The following is a 13,770-nucleotide window of genomic DNA, read 5'->3' as shown; positions in this document are numbered from 1 at the left end:
TCGCACATCGATCGCCTACGAATCGCATGCCAAACGCTCATTCGAGCGTAGGCAGGGTGCCCAGCCGCTGCAGAGGCCGTGGCGATTCGGATGCGAGGGCGAAGCGGCCGCCTCCCTGTACGTACGGACCGATGTAGCACTCGTACGGGAGCTCTTCTCCCGATCACCAGTAGCCTTCGTGTCGCGAAGTTCGGAGCGGGTTGCAGAGGGGCGGGACGAATTGCCGATCGTCGACGAGGTGCAGCAACGGTGGCGCGCACGGCAGGCACCCGACGCGGACGCCATCGTGTTCGCCGACGGCTCGCTAGCGGTGATGCACCTGGTGCATGTGTCCCCGCCCGATCGGCGCAATGGCCCGCGGGCCGGCCGATGGCAATGGCGGGAGATCCTGCGGGCCACCGCATGGAGCACTCCTGCCTGGGTGGACATCGACACGACGCGCGCATCGTGCACCCATGCCGGAACGCTCGCCCTGGCAGGAGAATCAACAGACCACGGCAGCATCGGCTGGGTCGCTCTGACGCAGGACAACGACGAAAGCGCGCTACGGTGGCTGGCCGTCTGTCAAACGTCGAACCCTTTCCACGAGGTCACCCTCGACGACCATCTGGTGACTGCCACCAGCACCTCAGGCCGTATATGGGCGTTCCCGCGAGAAGCCCCCCAGCAAGTGAAGATCATCGAGGACCCTGCGTACCCGCACCGCTGACGGGCGACGCAGTTCACCGGAAGTCCCCGGACCCGCCCCCGTTGCCGGACTTTGTCGGGACTCCCGCGAGTTCCTTGTGCTCGGCCCGTCACCTTCTGACCTGCGGCACTGGTGAGCGGGGGTTCACTCGATCGTCTGGAGACTTCGACGTTCCGTCGGAATTTCTGACGCTTCGCCGCCATCCATGACGCATGGTCGTTCGTCGTGAGCTGAGGCGCCGATGACGCTCGCGGTCGTCCGGTCGATCGGTACCCCGCGGCGACTGACGACGGCGCAGGAGTACGAGGACTTCGAGCAGGAGCTGGTCGACCAGTTTCTGCTTGCCGGGGTTGGCGCCGGGATGGCGGACGGTTCGATCGCCGACGACCGGCGGGTGATCTTCGAGTACGTGCGGTTTCTCGGCCGGCCGGTATGGACGAGCGGTCCGGAGGATGCTGACCGGTTCCTCGCGGACCAGCGCAAGGTCAGACGGCTCGCGCACAGCACCGTCCAGAGCAAGGCATGGACGCTCGCGCAGTTCTTCGACTTCCTGATCATCCGCTACCAGGGCGACATCCACGCGCTGACCGGTCACGTGCTCGTGCAGCCGATCGACGAGTTCAACCGGCCGGCCAAGAGCGAGTACGGAACGCAGCGCATCCCGCCCTCCGAGGCGGAGGTGGACCAGCTGTTCAACGGGTGGCGGGAGTCGTTGGGGAGCGCGAGGAAGTTCCTGCCCGCGGCCCGGGACTACATGGTCGCCTCGCAGTGGCGGCGGGTCGGGACGCGCATGACCGAGACGCTCAAGCTGGACATCCGGGATTGGCGGCCGGACCTGGGCGACTTCGGCAAGCTGCACGTCCGGCACGGCAAGGGCAGTCGCGGGCGCGGACCGAAGGGACGCCTGGTGCCAGCCATCAACTCGACCGACACCCTGGTGGACTGGTGGCTCGGCGATGTGCGGCATCAGTTCGGCGATGACTACGCCAACCCCGACGCCCCGATGTTCCCCAGCGAGCGCCGCGCCCCCTGACCGGGTCCTGCTTCCGGGCGGGTGACGACGCGCTGCGGTCGGGCCTGAAGGGTGCGGTGGCGGCCTTCCTGCCCTCATGGTCCGGGCGGCTGACACCGCACGTACTGCGGCACTTCTGCGCGTCCTCGCTCTACCTGCACGGCGTCGATCTGAAGGCGGTCCAGCCCACGGTGCCGCCAGCGGCCCGTGTCGGGCCAGGGCGCGAAGTACTGCCACCGATGCCGGCCGAAGCCCTGCGACCCGCCTCCGTGCCGACAGTGCGGGTCGACCGAGGATTACTGGACGGCGTTCAAGTGCCGTAATTGTTACCGCGGTTCGTCAGCCGAGCGTCCGGCGTCCTGCCCGGACTGCTTCGCCTGGGGGATGCTGCGGCGCTACGGCCGGATGTGCGTGGGGTGCCGTGCCTGGCGTCGGCTCTACCCGACCACCGGCCCCTGCCGGATCTGCGGGCGCGACCTGCACCTGGGCGAGAGCGGCGCGTGCCGGCTGTGCATGAAGCAGGCTCAGATGCTCCGGCCCCGCCGCCAGGCCCTGGACCTGGAAGGGGCGAACCGGCACGGGCAGCAGCTGTTCTTCGCGGATGCCGAACGGCGCCTACAACTGCTGAACCCGAAGGGGTCGCGGCGTCGGCCCGAGCCGGTCCCGCAGCCTCCGCCCCCGCTGGTGCCAGCAGAACACCAGCAGCTTGTCCTGTTCCCTCCGTCCGGCCGGGATCTGCGGCGCGGCCAAGAGCGAGGCTTTCCCGAGATCGAGGCGCCCGAGGTCGCAGCGGCGCTGAAGGCCGCGGTCGACGACTACGCGCAACGCCACGGGCTGGGGTACTGCACCGCCTACGGCCTGGACCGCGGGCTGCGTGTCCTGCTGAGCATCCAGGAGACGCCCGGCGCCCGGTTCCGGGCGTCCGACGTGCTGTTGCTGCGTGACATGCTTCTTCCGGTCAGACCCCTGCTGAAGCTGCTGGCTCAGCTCGATATGATGGACGACGACCGCACCCCCCGGCATCGTCCTCTGGTTTCGGGAGCGCACCGCCGGCCTTCCCGAACCGATGCTCGGCGAGCTCACCGCCTGGTTCGAGCTGAAGTTGTCCGGCGGCACGACCGCGCCGCGCGTTCAAGCGCGTCCGCCCCGGTGGATTCAGCGGATGGTGACGCACGCGCTTCCCGCCCTGCGAACCTGGGCGGACCAGGGCAAGGACTCGCTCCGGTCCGTCACCCGTGACGATGTCCTCGCAGTCCTGCCCGACAGCGGCACCATTCCACTGCCCGTCGAGGTCCATGCCCTCCGGGCAGTCCTCCACGACCGGGAGGCTCCGCGGGCTGCCCTGGCCGCCCTGATCATCTTCCACGCGCTCACCTCCGGGCAGCTGCGCGGCCTGAAGACCACTGACGTGCGCGACGGACGCCTGTTCCTGCCCAACCGGCCTGTCCTGCTCGCCGAGCCCGTACGTACCCGCGTGGCGGCCTACCTGGACTACCGAAACCACCGCTGGCCCCGCACTGCCAACCCCCACCTGTTCGTCTCCCAGACCACCGGCTGCGGCGTCGAGCCGGTCAGCAACGTCTGGATCAACGACGTGCTCGGCATGTCCGCCCGCCGGCTCCGCGAGGACCGCCTCCTCCACGAGGCCGAGGCCACCGGCGGCGGCCCTCGCCGCATCTGCGATTTGTTCGGGCTGTCCGTCGGCGGGGCCCTGCGCTACACCGGCACCATCGACCAACCCGGACTCATCGAGTACAACCTCCGCAATGCGGGGCCGGCACCGAGGCCAGCACCCGAGTAGGAAACCGGCACCCCTGGTCAGCGCACCACATGACGTACGCATGACGCCGTGGGCTCCGTTACCTGCTCTCGCCCTCACACAGGCCAGCCTTGTTCACTTCCTCATCGTTCCACCAAATGATATTGGTAAGCAGATCACCAACCGGGGATGATGAGCGTTCATCTAGACCTTTTGCCGTACGGATCCAACCTCTCCCACTGCTGTCGACGAAATACATAGACCCAACTTTCCAGGAAAATTGATCGGAAAGCTTGGGCCACTCGTCCAGAGACGCGATGTGGTTGCGGGGGATTTGTTCCAACCGCATCTTGGGTGCCAGGTACACGGTCTCGGCGCACGGGCCCAGGTTGGCCAAGTCCAGCACCCACAGTTCTTCCTCCTCCCCTTCGGGGAGGTGATGTTCTCCGTCGGGGGCCACGTCTCCGCGAAAGACGCGAAGCACGATCTGAACCTCGGAGACCGGGTCAGGCGACCTGTTCAGAACATGGAGCTTCACGTTTTCTCGACGCCCTGCCGGATGCTCGACCCAGAAGGTCACTTTCGATGCTTGGTCTCGCATCTGGCGAACACTTTCTTCCTTGGACTGGGATAGCTGATCTTTTGCCGTCTGCTGACTCCAGTACGAGGCAACGGCTTGGGCCCAAAGCCCTCCGATAGCTGCGACGGCAGCGAGCGCTGTCCCAATGACCGTGATGGCGTGTGCCCAGCTGGCCCGCCGTATGCGTTGCCAAGCCCTCCGTACCCGTGAGGCCCCAGTCTCGGGCTGCGGCTCGGGGCGTTCCTCACGCAGCCGTACTCGAACGTGGTTCGGCACCGGCCGTTGCCGCGCGAGACGTAACCGGTCCCGCCTCTGCGGTTCGTTAGTCACTGGTCCCCCTCGATTCGTCAAGCGCATAGAACGCTCCCACAACTCAAACGGCCCCGCAGCTCTTGCTGGAGGGCAGCCGGAGTACGCCAGAAACAGGCAATAGAACCGCAGCGAGCTCGATCTGACGCAGGCAAGATCACCTGAGCCGTACCCCGCCGTCGTACCGGCAACCTCAAAGGCGTGTTTGGCATGGCGGTTCCGTACCGGCAGCCCCTGGCGGGACGTGCCGGCAAGCTACGGCTCCTGGTCGACGATCTACGACCGGTTCCGGATGTGGGCGCGCGACGAGGTCTTCCAGACCCTCATGGACGCGATGATCGCCGAGGCAGCCGCCCGCGACGATGTCGATCTCAGCCTGGTCAGCGTGGACTCGACCGTTGCCCGCGCGCATCACCACGCGGCGGGCATGGTCGTCGACCCGGAGCTCCTTGAGGACCTGGAGAAGGCTGTGGCGGAGGAAAAGGGGCTGCAGCAAAGGGGCAAAACGACCTCGTAGGAGAGGGATCCGGGGACATGGAGGATGAGCATGAGGCCGGAGGGGTCAAGAGGGTGACGGAAGAACCACCGCGACGAGCCGCTCGGGTGCCGGTGACGTCGCGTCGGCTGTGTTCTGACGGAGTAGCACGCGGGCGAGGGCGGAGGTGAGTTCTCACTGACGAGTTGGCCGACGCACGTGGGGCGTTCACTGAGGGTGCTCACACGCCCGGAGCCGGGGCGATTCTTCCTACCGCGACAGCCGCCCCCGATTGCCGCCCGAACGGAGGTCTGCTTGATAGTCGCTGGGGCTCTGGCCGGTGAGGCGGCGGAAGGCGTCCGCGAACGCTGCCGGTGTGCGGTAGCCGACGGCTCGTGCGGTCGCGCCGACGGAGGAGCCTCGAACCAGGTGGCCGAGTGCCGCGTGAATACGAGCATGGGCGCGCCACTGGCCGAACGGCATGCCGGTTTCGCGCACGAAGAGGCGGGTGATGGTCCGGGCGCCGGCGTTCACGGCGTCGCGGCCCACGCGTAGAGGTCACGTCGATTGGACGGGTCGGCGATCAGAGCCTCCGCGATCGTCCGGATGCGCGCGTCCTGCGGCATGGGAAGCCGGAACGCCGCGCCGGAATCGCTCTCCAGTAGTTCGAGCAGGAGGGACTCGGCCTGTGAACGCGCGCGTGTCCGCTCCCGGTGCCGGCCGAGATAGGTGAGGAGCTCGCGCATCAGCGGCGTGAGGAGTACACCCGTGGCTTCCGCTCCCGGAAATGGGGAGCGTTCCGTGTCGAGCAGCACATCGTCACTGTGCCCGGGCCGCAGGATCCTGTCCGAGTGGGGGGTTCCGGCCGGCAGCCAGAGCCCGTGGGTGGGCAGGACGACCCAGTCGTGACTGTCGGCGTGGACCGCGAAGGCGGCCGTGGCGGACCACACCATCAGGTGCCGGTCGTGCCGATGCCGGCCGGCGAAGTCCTCTTCCCGGTCGAGCGTCGCGCGGGCCGCCGACGGAGGTCCCGTCAGCGGATCGATCGGTTCGCGGTCCTTCACCCTGCACCCCTTCGACGAGCGGATGGCCCGTTCGCGATCACGGTTGGCCACATTTCCGTTACCCGGAATCTTAGGGTCGCCTTACTGGACTCCTCGCGAGGGTCCCTACCGAAAGGAAGTGTGTGATGGTGTCCGATCGTCAGAAAGTTCTTGTCTCCGGTGCGGGAGCAGCAGGTCAGACGCTCGCCTACTGGCTGGCTCGGCACGGGTTCGAGACGACGGTGGTCGAGCGGGCGCCCGCTCCGCGCATTGGTGGCTTTGCGATCGATCTGCGTGGCACGGCGGTGCACGTCGCCGAACGTATGGGCATCATCGACGCGGTCCGCGCGAACCGGGTGCAGATGAAGGAGATCGTGCACCTGGACCATCTCGGCGAACCGGTCTGGAAGACCGACGGCAACTTCGGGGCCGGCGAGGGACTTACCGGAGACGTGGAGATCCTGCGCGACGACCTGACCTCGCTCCTGGGCCGTGCCTGTGCGGAACTCGACGGCCTGACTTACCGGTTCAACGACAGCATTGCGTCGATCGACCAGACCGGCGACCACGTCGAAGTGACCTTCGGAAAGAGCCCTCCCGGCCGCTTCGATCTCGTCCTGGGCGCAGACGGGTTGCATTCCACGGTCCGCGCTCTGACGTTCGGGGAAGCCGAGGCCTACAAAAAGCGGCTGGGGTACTACGCGGCGATTTTCAGCATCCCGAACATTTTCGGCATGGAACGACAGATCCTGCCGTACTACTTCTACATGTGCGACATGGTGCCCGGGGCCGAGCACTGGCGGACCTCACTCGCCGAGGCCCAGGACCTTCAGCACGCGATCATGGGCTACTTGCCGGGCTACGCCACTCCGCGCATCGTCTGCGACGTGCCGTACGTCGGCAAGAGGTGGGTGCACCAAGCCGTCGAGTACGACCGGGAACGCGGCATCTCGTCCTGGACGAAGAACTACCGCACCGGGATCGAACTCGACGACCCCGACGCGCTGACCCGTCGCTACCCCTTCTACGATCCGTTGTCCACGCTGCCCGAAAGCGGGTGGCGCTGGTGGGAGCGACAGGTCACGGCCCGGGAGGGCCAGGCATGCGCCTGACCCTCCGGCCGGGCCTCTGCCCGACCCCCCGGGCTCTACCGGTAGCCGCTGAGGCCGTCGGCGAGCTCCTCCTCGTCGCCGTCGCGCTGGGCATAGAGGGCCTGCTGGAGTGCGAAGGTGCCCCGGATCGTCGAGATCCGCTCGGCCGTTCCGTTGTCGGCCCAGCCGCCGAGCGCGAGCACCCGGCCCAGCAGTTCCTCGCCGTAGCTCGCCCCGATGGCGGCCAGGTCCTCGGCCGGGTCGCCGATGCCGACCTCGTCCCAGTCGACGACGCCGCTCATGCGCGGAACTCCGTCCACCGTCTCCCACAGGACGTTCTCGCCGCCGAGGTCACCGTGGACCACGGCGGAGGTGAGATGGGGCAGGGCGTCGAGCGCGGCGAGCTCGCGCTCGGCACGCTTCCGGCCGCCGTCGGACATCAGCGGGAACAGTTCGGCACGCACCCCCGCGGCGAACTCCTGCCACTCGCCCACGGGAGCCTCCGGCAACGCGGCGCGCACCTTCTCCTCGTTGCCCGCCGCCGCGAGCCCGGACAGCAGGCTCACGTACTGCCGGGCGACCGCCTCCGCCACCTCGGGGCTGCCGAGCACATCCTCATCCAACGGCGCTCCGGGGATCCGGCTCAGCACCAGGTACGGCGGTTCGTCCGTACCCTGGGCTCCCCCCTCGGACAACGGCTGCGGGGTGCGGAATCCGAGGTCGATCCCGGCAAGGGCACGCAGCACCGCCGCCCTGCTGGGCAACCGATCGGCGGCCGCCTGGGTGCGGGCCAGGCACACTACCCGGTCCGAGCCGATCACCACATGGTGGAACTGCCCCTCGTGGACGGCCAGTTCATCCATCGTGTCCCCAGGCAGCAGTCGGCTCAGCAGATCGCGGTGCGTCTCAATGATTCCCATGGGGGGCGAAGTCTCCACTTCTCAGATGTCCGCCGGCTGACGCCTGGTGCATGCCGGCGTGTCGAGTCATCACAAACAGGGGTATGACGATGGATCCGGTCGAGTACGAGATGCTGCGGCACAGGTGGTTCCCGGTCGCCCGGGTTGCCGACCTGAGGAACGGCGTCGCGAGCGGCAGCATCCTCGGCGAGGAACTCGTGGTCTACGGGGACGAGGGTTCGGTCACCGTCGCGCAGGGCTTCTGTCCGCACCGAGGTGTGGGCCCTGCGACTCGGGCAAGTGCGCGACGGTTCACTGGAATGCCCCTACCACGGCTGGCTGTTCGCATCTGGCAGCGGCCGGTGCACGCGCATTCCCTCGCTCCCGCCGGGCCGGAGCAGGCCGCACGCGGCGCTGCGCACCTATCCCTCCGAGGTCGCCTACGGCCTGGTGTGCAGTTGTCTGGGCGATCCGTTCCTGCCTCTGCCACGGCTGCCCGAGTACGTCGACGACAGCTGGCGGCTCGGCGCGGGCGAGCCGTACACACTGAACTGCGACATGCGGCTGCTGACCGAGAACTTCCGGGACAAGGCCCACTTCCCCTTCGTTCACGCGGACTCGATGGGCCACGTGGACAAGGTGGTGGAGCCCTATCGCATCGCCCGGGACGGCTGGCGGCTCGGCTGATCGTCCTCGCTGGGCTCCGAAGAGGTGCCCGAGGACCTCCCCGAGGAGTTCAGCCATCAGCTGGATTACCACATCACCATGCCGGTGTTTGCCTCGATCTGCGTCTCCTCGCCGTCCGGCGGGCGTCGGTTGGTCGCGCAGGTGGCCATTCCTGTCTCTGCGGACGGCAAGACGGTACGGCAGTTCTGGCTGGCGGGCACAGACGCCGAGTCGACCGCGCATGGGGCCGCCCTGGCCGACGTGCTCGGCTTCGAACGGCAGGTCTTCGAGGAGGATCACCCCATCGTGGAGAACCAGTGGCCCGTCGAGGCACCCCTCGACGTTCACTCCCAGGTGCACACTCCTGCGGACCGGTTCAGCATCACCTACCGGAAGGTGTACGGGGAGCTGCTGGAGAATTTCAAGGAAAGCCAGTGACGTGGGCATCTGCGACATCGATTCCGCTCCGGGAGGTCTCAGGTCTGCGGAAGGAGGCACGGGGAGTCAAGACCGAGCCGCCACACCAGTTGGGCGGCGTGGACCCGGTCGCGCAGTTCGAGTTTGGCGAGGACGCGTGAGACGTGGCTCTTGACCGTGGCCTCGCTGACCCGGAGTGTGCGTGCGATCTCCCGGTTGCTGCGTCCGTCTCCGACGAGGAGGAGCACCTGCTGCTCGCGTTCGCTGAGCAGTTCCAGCTCCACCGGCCTGTCCGTGCGGCGGGGCACCAGATGGAAGTTTCTGACGAGACGTCGGGTGACATGGACCGGCAGGAAGGCTCCGCCCGCAGCAACAGCTTGGATCGCTGCATCGAAGTCCTCGCGCGGAGAGCTGAGCGGGACGTAGCCGTGCACTCCGACCGCGAGCGCCGCGCTCAGCAGTTCGTCGGTGTCACGTTCGGCCGCCATGACGGTGCTGCCGGAGACAACTTCGGGCAGCCAACTCAGCATCGGGAGGCCGTCGGCGAGCACCACGGAGGTTCCCGCGACAACGACATCTGGCGTCAACAGGGTCGACTGGTGGACCAACTCCTCTCGGTCGATCGCCGTGCCGACCACCTCGGCATCAGCAATCTCGGAGAGGAGGACGAACAATCCCTCCCGATAGACATCTCTCTCCTCCGCCAACAGGATCCGGACGCTGGCACCTGTCTCTCCTCCGGGGTCGCACCGCACGGTCGATGCGGCGTGAGCCACTCTGGTGAGGTCTGCCACGCATTTCCCCCTTGCTCGTTTACGGATCCGCAATCAGCGCCGGGCCACGAGCAATATTAGATCCAAATTTCTTGCATGTTGCTTTACTGTTAAGCGATTGGCCGAAAGTTAGTTACGTTGTGAAATATTTAGCCATCAACGACGTTCACAGGGGGTGCCCTTTGCAGCATCTAAGCAGCTCAACGAAGGCTTGGAGTGCTACAGGCGTGGCCATTCAAAGCCTTTTATGTTGACCAATTTAAACGGCTTGACAGAGGTGTCCAAGGTCATGTATTTGCCATTACTTTGCGTTATCGCCCCCTGCGTTGGCTAGGCATCAGGCAACGTTCGCCCCGTCGTGATGTGTCGCGCGGTTGCTGCGCCGGGCGGCATCGGACGGCCAGAGGGGCCGGGTTCGGGACATGATCCACAACTTCAACGCGGACGGCTTCGACTCGCTCTACCCCAGATACAAGGGCGGCCGGCCGAAGACCTTCACTCTCCCTGAGCGTCAGGAGATCAAGAAGATCGCCAAGTCCAAGCCGGTCGAGCACGGCCTGCCGTTCTCGACCTGGAGCCCGGCCAAGCTCGCCGACTTCCTGGTCGCCGAGGGGATGGTCGACGACATCAGCCACGAGGGCCTGCGCATCCTGCTCCGCGAGGAAGGCGTCTCCTTTCAACGCGTGCCCGCGTCGAGCACCTCTACGCGATCGCCGACGGCGAGGTCGTACCCGAGGAAGGCAAGCCCGAAGTCGTCTTCTGCATGGACGAGTTCGGCCCGCTCAACCTCCAGCCCCACCCCGGACGGCAGTGGGCCGAGCGCGGCGGCAGGCACAAGGACCCCGACCGCGATCCCCGGCCCCGCCGGAGAGCGACCTACACCCGCCCGCGCGGGGTCAGGCACCTCACCCCACCTGACCACCAAGCGGTGCCAGCGGGTCAGTACCTGGGCTGCGGCGAACAACGTCGAGATCGCCTACACCCCGACCAACAGCTCCTGGCTCAACCGGATCGAGGCCCAGTTTACCGCCCTGCGCTACTTCGCACTCGACGGCACCGACCACTCCAGCCACAAGGCCCAGGGCAGCATGATCCGCCGCTACATCATCTGGCGGAACAAACACGCCGCCGATCAGCGCCTACACGAGGTCATCAACAGCTGGTGGATTGAGAGGGTCAACGCCGTGCCGCCAAGGAGAGCGAAGTGGCTGTTCCCTTTAACGCTCCGCTCGGCATAGGAAAACCATGGGTGTGTGTCGCTGAGCTCAAAAATTTGGTCTGATTGACGTGTCGTTTTGGAAGGCTTCGATCTTCGCCCAGAGTGCGTTGCCCAGGTCTCGGACTACGGCGGTGTATTCGATCCCGCATTCACGCTCTTCCGGCGAGAAGGCCACCAGGACTTCGAGGTCCGAGGGCCATCCAACCATCCCTGAGCAGCGCCAACGTGCCTACAGGTCAGTGACATACGAAGCCGAACATCCCAGTGACATCACGGCCGAACCTCACACCGTGGTCGCCCGGCTCGACGGTGATACCGCCGGGCGGCTCGGCCTGCAGACCCCCCTTCTCCGGGCCCCGGCGGCGTGCTGGTGGGCGCTGCACACTGTGGAGTCGATGTCGAGGTCCCAGGTGATGAGTTCCTTGGGCTCGGTCTGGGCCTGCAGTTCGCTGAAGATTCGTTGCCAGGTGCCGTCCCGCTGCCAGCGGCGGAACAGGTCGTACACCCGGGCCCAGGGCCCGTACCGCTCCGGCACATCCCGCCACGGGATGCCGGTGCGGTGCGAAACCGTATGCCATCGATCAGCAGCCGCCCGGGCCATATCGGCGGTCGGCCCGGCTTCTTACCTCTGGGCAACAGCGGCTCCAGGCGGTCCCACTGCGCATCCGTCAGATCTCCACGTGCCACAGAACAAGATCATCCCACCTCAAGATCCACTTCCGATACACGCCCTAGCAGCTCTGCGTACACCCGCCGGTAGGTGATGCTGAACCGGTCCGCCGGAGTGTGCACCTGGGAGTGAACGTCCAGGGGTGCCTCGGCGGGCCACTGGTTCTCCACGATGGGGTGATCCTCCTCGAAGACCTGCCGTTCGAAGGCAAGCACATCGGCCAGGTCAGCCCCCTGCGCCATCGACACAGCGTCCGTGCCGGCCAGCCAGAATTGCCGCACCCTCAGCCCGTCCGCCGAGACGGGAGTGGCTGCCTGCGCGACCAGCCGCCGCCCGCCGGACGGCGACGAGACGCAGATCGACGCGAACATCGGCAGGGTGATGCGATAGTCCAGCCGATGACTGAACTCCTCTGCGAGCTCCTCGGGCACGCCCTCGGGGCCCAACGAGGAGGACCAGCCGAGCCGCCAGTCGTCCCGGCTGATGCGATAGGGCTCCACCACCTTGTCCACGTGGCCCATCGAGTCCGCGTGTACGAAGGGGAAATGGGCCTTGTCCCGGAAGTTCTCGGTCAGCAATCGCATCCCGCAGTGCAGGGTGTACGGCTCGCCCGCGCAGAGCCGCCAGTTGTCGTCGACGTATTCGGGCAGCTGCGGCAGGGGCAGGAAGGGATCATCGAGGCAACTCCACACCAGGCCGTAGGCGACCTCGGCGGGATAAGTGCGCAGCGCGGTGTGCGGCCTGCTCCGGCCCGGCGGCAGGGAGGGAATGCGCGTGCACCGCCCGCTGCCCGATGCGAACAGCCAGCCGTGGTACGGGCATTCCAGCTCTCCCTCGCGCAGCTGCCCCAGCCGTAGCGCCGCACCACGGTGTGGGCAGAAGCCCTGCGCGACGGTGACGGAACCCTCGTCTCCGTAGACCACGAGTTCCTCGCCGAGGATGCTGCCGCTCACCACGCCGTTCTTCATGTCGGCGACCCGGGCGACCGGGAACCACATGTGCCGCAGCATCTCGTATTCGACCGGATCCATCGTCACACCCCTGTTTCGGATAGCTCAACACACCGGCGCGCACCAGTCGTGAGCCGGCGGATGTCTAAGAAGTGGAGAGTTCACCCACCATGGGAATCATTGAGACGCACCGCGATCCGCTGAGCCGACTGCTACCCCGAGGACACGGCGGACGGACTCGCCGTCCACGAAGGGCGGTTCCACAACGTGCTGACCGGCTCGGACCGGGTGGTGTGCTTCGCCCGACGCCCTGCCGAGTACGGTCGGCGAGCACCATCACACGCTGTCCTCTGCCGATGCCGTGCTCGTGCGGCACGTCGGCCGACCTCGCGGTGTGTCCGGTGAGTGCGCGGTGGGTGAGGGTGCGGTCCGGGTGATCAGCGCAGGCGCTTGGGGAGTGTGGCGAGCCACCTCTGCGAGCAGTGCGGGAACGGCGTCCGTGCCGGTCGCGGTCAGCGCGGTCATGCGCGGGCGCTGCGCGGACGCAGGTCGGTCCAGACCGTCTCGATGTGGTCCAGACACACCTGGCGCGTACCGACGGTTCCCTCTGGCCGCCAACCGGCCGGGAGCGGCCGGTCGACCGGCCATACGGAGTACTGTTCCTCGTCGTTCAGTACGACCTGGTAGGTGATGTCCGCGTAGGTGTCGTTCATCGTGTGGATTCCTTTCTAGAGGGAATACGGGGGCGCTCCACAGATCGCGGGGCAGCCAAAGTTCGTTCACCACGTAATCGAAGGGGAGGCGGCCGTCCTGGTAGGCGGCCGGGGCACGGTCACACACCCGGCGCAGTAGCTCGGCCAGGTCCCAGTCGCCGGACGGGTCCGGCCACAGCCCGACTGTATGGGAGACAGGCCGAACAGAGCCTCTTTTTCGGGGGCGGGCTGGCCCGACACCGGTGCGCCCACGCAGAGGTCCCAGCCGCCATCACGGCGGTGCAGCAGCGTCGCGAACCACCAGCAGCACCATGTACAGGGTGGCCCGGTGACGGCACGCGGCCGCGCGTGCCCCAGCACGCCGGCGCCAGCCGCCCGGCGGGGGAACCGGCTTGCTCCGCGCGGGCCAGGACGGTCTCGCGGTACTGCGGCGGTGGCAGGGGCCTTCTCAATGGCCTGTCCGTGCGAGAGGTCCAGTCGCCGTCGCCCGTCCCGGGCGGTGGCGC

15 protein-coding genes and 4 pseudogenes are annotated in these 13,770 nt (G+C 67.0%); 11 read left to right on the top strand and 8 right to left on the bottom strand.

The window, feature by feature from the left end; all coding sequences use genetic code 11:
* The first annotated feature begins 220 nt into the window (after positions 1–220).
* The 4 genes from ACZ6TD_RS47445 (at position 221) to ACZ6TD_RS47430 (ending at position 3,501) form a co-directional block, all read left to right on the top strand.
* Positions 221–709 (top strand): hypothetical protein, encoded by a 489-nt coding sequence (locus tag ACZ6TD_RS47445; RefSeq protein ID WP_471348409.1) that lies wholly within the window; start codon positions 221–223, stop codon positions 707–709.
* Positions 710–929: 220 nt separating this feature from the next.
* Positions 930–1,721, top strand: coding sequence for a tyrosine-type recombinase/integrase (locus ACZ6TD_RS47440; protein ID WP_471348407.1), 792 nt, complete (start codon positions 930–932; stop codon positions 1,719–1,721).
* 363 nt (positions 1,722–2,084) lie between these two features.
* Positions 2,085–2,939 carry a hypothetical protein gene (locus ACZ6TD_RS47435; RefSeq protein ID WP_471348405.1) on the top strand — a complete coding sequence of 285 codons (855 nt, stop codon included), beginning with the start codon at positions 2,085–2,087 and terminating at the stop codon, positions 2,937–2,939.
* On the top strand, positions 2,863–3,501 hold the full coding sequence (locus ACZ6TD_RS47430) for a hypothetical protein (protein ID WP_471348403.1): 639 nt from the start codon (positions 2,863–2,865) through the stop codon (positions 3,499–3,501). Before ACZ6TD_RS47435 ends, ACZ6TD_RS47430 begins: the two co-directional genes overlap by 77 nt.
* 58 nt (positions 3,502–3,559) lie before the next feature.
* Here the strand turns inward: ACZ6TD_RS47430 and ACZ6TD_RS47425 are convergent, their stop codons facing one another.
* Positions 3,560–4,060 carry a hypothetical protein gene (locus ACZ6TD_RS47425; RefSeq protein WP_471348401.1) on the bottom strand — a complete coding sequence of 167 codons (501 nt, stop codon included), beginning with the start codon at positions 4,058–4,060 and terminating at the stop codon, positions 3,560–3,562.
* Between the two features lie 532 nt (positions 4,061–4,592).
* On the opposite strand from ACZ6TD_RS47425, the gene ACZ6TD_RS47420 reads away from it, so the two are divergent.
* On the top strand, positions 4,593–4,865 hold the full coding sequence (locus tag ACZ6TD_RS47420) for a hypothetical protein (RefSeq protein ID WP_471348399.1): 273 nt from the start codon (positions 4,593–4,595) through the stop codon (positions 4,863–4,865).
* 228 nt (positions 4,866–5,093) lie between these two features.
* Here ACZ6TD_RS47420 and ACZ6TD_RS47415 read toward each other — a convergent pair whose 3' ends face one another.
* Entirely contained in the window at positions 5,094–5,372 is a 279-nt protein-coding gene (locus tag ACZ6TD_RS47415; RefSeq protein ID WP_471348397.1) for a helix-turn-helix domain-containing protein, read from the bottom strand.
* Entirely contained in the window at positions 5,354–5,887 is a 534-nt protein-coding gene (locus ACZ6TD_RS47410) for a cupin domain-containing protein (RefSeq protein WP_471348395.1), read from the bottom strand. The genes ACZ6TD_RS47415 and ACZ6TD_RS47410 overlap by 19 nt, the downstream gene beginning before the upstream one ends.
* A gap of 125 nt (positions 5,888–6,012) precedes the next feature.
* Between ACZ6TD_RS47410 and ACZ6TD_RS47405 the strand changes: the two genes are divergently transcribed.
* Complete coding sequence (locus ACZ6TD_RS47405; RefSeq protein ID WP_471348393.1) at positions 6,013–6,978, top strand: FAD-dependent monooxygenase; 966 nt, start codon at positions 6,013–6,015, stop codon at positions 6,976–6,978.
* 35 nt (positions 6,979–7,013) lie between these two features.
* On the opposite strand, the gene vph is transcribed toward ACZ6TD_RS47405, so the two are convergent.
* Entirely contained in the window at positions 7,014–7,877 is an 864-nt protein-coding gene (gene vph / locus ACZ6TD_RS47400) for a viomycin phosphotransferase (RefSeq protein WP_471348392.1), read from the bottom strand.
* A gap of 50 nt (positions 7,878–7,927) precedes the next feature.
* Here vph and ACZ6TD_RS47395 point away from each other — a divergent pair.
* The 3 genes and pseudogenes from ACZ6TD_RS47395 to ACZ6TD_RS47385 all read left to right on the top strand — a co-directional run.
* Positions 7,928–8,080: pseudogene (locus tag ACZ6TD_RS47395) on the top strand (hypothetical protein); the annotation flags it as partial.
* A gap of 76 nt (positions 8,081–8,156) precedes the next feature.
* Complete coding sequence (locus ACZ6TD_RS47390) at positions 8,157–8,543, top strand: Rieske 2Fe-2S domain-containing protein (protein ID WP_471348391.1); 387 nt, start codon at positions 8,157–8,159, stop codon at positions 8,541–8,543.
* A gap of 24 nt (positions 8,544–8,567) precedes the next feature.
* Positions 8,568–8,960, top strand: coding sequence for a hypothetical protein (locus ACZ6TD_RS47385; protein ID WP_471348389.1), 393 nt, complete (start codon positions 8,568–8,570; stop codon positions 8,958–8,960).
* 38 nt (positions 8,961–8,998) lie between these two features.
* Here ACZ6TD_RS47385 and ACZ6TD_RS47380 read toward each other — a convergent pair whose 3' ends face one another.
* Positions 8,999–9,733, bottom strand: coding sequence for a LuxR C-terminal-related transcriptional regulator (locus tag ACZ6TD_RS47380; protein WP_471348387.1), 735 nt, complete (start codon positions 9,731–9,733; stop codon positions 8,999–9,001).
* Between the two features lie 389 nt (positions 9,734–10,122).
* Between ACZ6TD_RS47380 and ACZ6TD_RS47375 the strand changes: the two are divergent.
* Positions 10,123–10,869 (top strand): annotated as a pseudogene (locus ACZ6TD_RS47375) (helix-turn-helix domain-containing protein); the annotation flags it as partial.
* Between the two features lie 346 nt (positions 10,870–11,215).
* Here the strand turns inward: ACZ6TD_RS47375 and ACZ6TD_RS47370 are convergent.
* Both ACZ6TD_RS47370 and ACZ6TD_RS47365 read right to left on the bottom strand, forming a co-directional pair.
* Positions 11,216–11,618 (bottom strand): annotated as a pseudogene (locus ACZ6TD_RS47370) (IS5 family transposase); the annotation flags it as partial.
* Between the two features lie 9 nt (positions 11,619–11,627).
* A complete protein-coding gene (locus ACZ6TD_RS47365) occupies positions 11,628–12,632 on the bottom strand; it encodes a Rieske 2Fe-2S domain-containing protein (RefSeq protein WP_471348385.1) in 1,005 nt (334 codons plus the stop codon).
* A gap of 89 nt (positions 12,633–12,721) precedes the next feature.
* Between ACZ6TD_RS47365 and ACZ6TD_RS47360 the strand changes: the two are divergent.
* Positions 12,722–12,917 (top strand): annotated as a pseudogene (locus ACZ6TD_RS47360) (viomycin phosphotransferase); the annotation flags it as partial.
* 155 nt (positions 12,918–13,072) lie between these two features.
* Here ACZ6TD_RS47360 and ACZ6TD_RS47355 read toward each other — a convergent pair.
* Positions 13,073–13,264, bottom strand: coding sequence for an MbtH family protein (locus ACZ6TD_RS47355; protein WP_471348383.1), 192 nt, complete (start codon positions 13,262–13,264; stop codon positions 13,073–13,075).
* Positions 13,265–13,770 lie beyond the last annotated feature (506 nt).

The sequence above is a fragment of the Streptomyces yongxingensis genome, assembly GCF_055597465.1.
The sequence above is the reverse complement of the archived record's forward strand: the minus strand, read 5'-3'. Positions and strand labels throughout refer to the sequence as shown.

Excerpts from the sequence above, each read along its gene's own strand:
- ACZ6TD_RS47440 (WP_471348407.1), top strand. The coding sequence starts at position 930 with ATGACGCTCGCGGTCGTCCGGTCGATCGGTACCCCGCGGCGACTGACG.
- vph (WP_471348392.1), bottom strand. The coding sequence starts at position 7,877 with ATGGGAATCATTGAGACGCACCGCGATCTGCTGAGCCGACTGCTGCCT.
- ACZ6TD_RS47365 (WP_471348385.1), bottom strand. The coding sequence starts at position 12,632 with ATGGATCCGGTCGAATACGAGATGCTGCGGCACATGTGGTTCCCGGTC.
- ACZ6TD_RS47355 (WP_471348383.1), bottom strand. The coding sequence starts at position 13,264 with ATGAACGACACCTACGCGGACATCACCTACCAGGTCGTACTGAACGAC.
- ACZ6TD_RS47430 (WP_471348403.1), top strand. The coding sequence starts at position 2,863 with ATGGTGACGCACGCGCTTCCCGCCCTGCGAACCTGGGCGGACCAGGGC.
- ACZ6TD_RS47405 (WP_471348393.1), top strand. The coding sequence starts at position 6,013 with ATGGTGTCCGATCGTCAGAAAGTTCTTGTCTCCGGTGCGGGAGCAGCA.
- ACZ6TD_RS47425 (WP_471348401.1), bottom strand. The coding sequence starts at position 4,060 with ATGCGAGACCAAGCATCGAAAGTGACCTTCTGGGTCGAGCATCCGGCA.
- ACZ6TD_RS47435 (WP_471348405.1), top strand. The coding sequence starts at position 2,085 with ATGCTGCGGCGCTACGGCCGGATGTGCGTGGGGTGCCGTGCCTGGCGT.